Annotated in this window: 1 protein-coding gene; it reads right to left on the bottom strand. The window is 25.2% G+C overall.

The window, feature by feature from the left end; genetic code table 11:
- A partial coding sequence (gene vgrG, locus H2279_RS08460) for a type VI secretion system tip protein VgrG (protein WP_337196271.1) occupies positions 1 to 1567 on the bottom strand: 1567 nt, incomplete at its 3' end.
- Between the last annotated feature and the right edge of the window lie 19 nt (positions 1568 to 1586).

Here is a 1586-nt window from a genome sequence, read left to right as displayed (position 1 = left end):
TAGTCCCATTATACAAACTTCCACTTACATAAGGTTTATCTATATCATCATCCAAAAAAGAAATAATCACTTCATCACCAATTCTTGGAGTATGATAAAAACCTGAATGATTACTTGCTATACTTGAAGCTACTCTTAAAAAAGGAGTGTGATGATATAAACTTTCTTTTTCATCTAATTCTTCTTGATTGGCATAAAGATTAATCCTTACTTTAACCCTTCCATACTCATCAGTATAAATAGTATTTCTTTCACTTTCTATATCCTTACTTTCTCCTATAACAATACCTTGAGTGCTATTAGGAGCTTTAGGTTTAGCTTTAAAGCTTGGAGTAAAGATAATATTCTTTTTTAATAAAGTTAAAGTGTTAGAATAAGATTTGCTTAAATTTAAATCTTTTAAATTTAAATGATCATTCGTATCAATAGAATTAGCTAAGATAGCATCATCAATTAAAATTTGAGTATTAGCAATAATAATAAAGTCTTTAAGTAAATTGGATGAATTAGCTTTTTGATTATAATTTAAAGTGATAAAATCTCCTAAGCTAAGATGATAAATATTACTTTTTGCTAAGAAGCTTTCATTTAATACTAAAGCTCTTTTTTCTTTAAGAGTAGGTTTGGTTTTTAAATCAATATTCTTTGTAAAAGAATATTCACTTTCATAAGAGTGTTCATTATAATAAGCTTTATTGTTAAGTTCTTGTTCATAAGCAACTTTATTAGAATGTAAAGATAAAAGATTTAAAGGAGTGTTAGCATTGATACTAGAATGCGTAAAAGAATTAGTTCTTAAACTTTGTTCTTTATAGATAGAAGAAATACAAGTTTGATTTAGAGTATTATTGATATTAGGATTATATTCTATCTCTTTGGTTTTTGTATTTTTATAAACATCACAAAAATAAATAGTATTCTCATCTTCATAAAAAAATATCCCATTATTATGGCTTAATCTTGTGATCAATTCTAAATCACTTTCATTGTATTGAGAGATGAGTTCTTGCTCTTCATAATTTAAATGTATATTAGAATAATCAATTTGCTTGTGTAATATATCTTGATAAAAACCAAGGGTTTGTTTGATCACTTCTATAATATTAGTATGAGTATAAATACGATTGGCTTTATTTAAAGAAAGTCTTTTTAAAACAGATTCTAGTTTAAAAGAAAAAAAGTGTTTGTATTTTAATTGTTTAGTATTTGAGGAGTTATCATTGATATTGGATGTGCTTTCATGATTAATGCCTAGATATTTTATATAAGTGATAATTCCTTTATAATTTTTAACTTCATTTGTGTCAAAATTTAAAGTATTGTTTTCATAAGGATTATGAATACTTAAAATGGCTTCTTGATCGATTAAAACATTAGGATGAAAATTAAAATCTTGACTTAGATTAAATAAGCTTTCATCTAAACTTTCAAAAAAACCTTCACATTCTATAGAAAAAAGTTCTTCAAGACTTTCTTTGATGATGGCTTTAGTGATTTTAAAGGGTAGGGGATTGGAAGATGAATTAGAATTTAATATATTAAGATTCATAAAGGAATTTGGGGGCATGTTTTCTCCTTAATGTGGT

Origin of the sequence: Campylobacter sp. B0100352/1, from assembly GCF_020135855.1 — a bacterium.
Lineage (GTDB): Bacteria > Campylobacterota > Campylobacteria > Campylobacterales > Campylobacteraceae > Campylobacter_D > Campylobacter_D taeniopygiae.
Note: the sequence above shows the minus strand (reverse complement) of the source record. Positions and strands in the feature narration are given on the sequence as shown.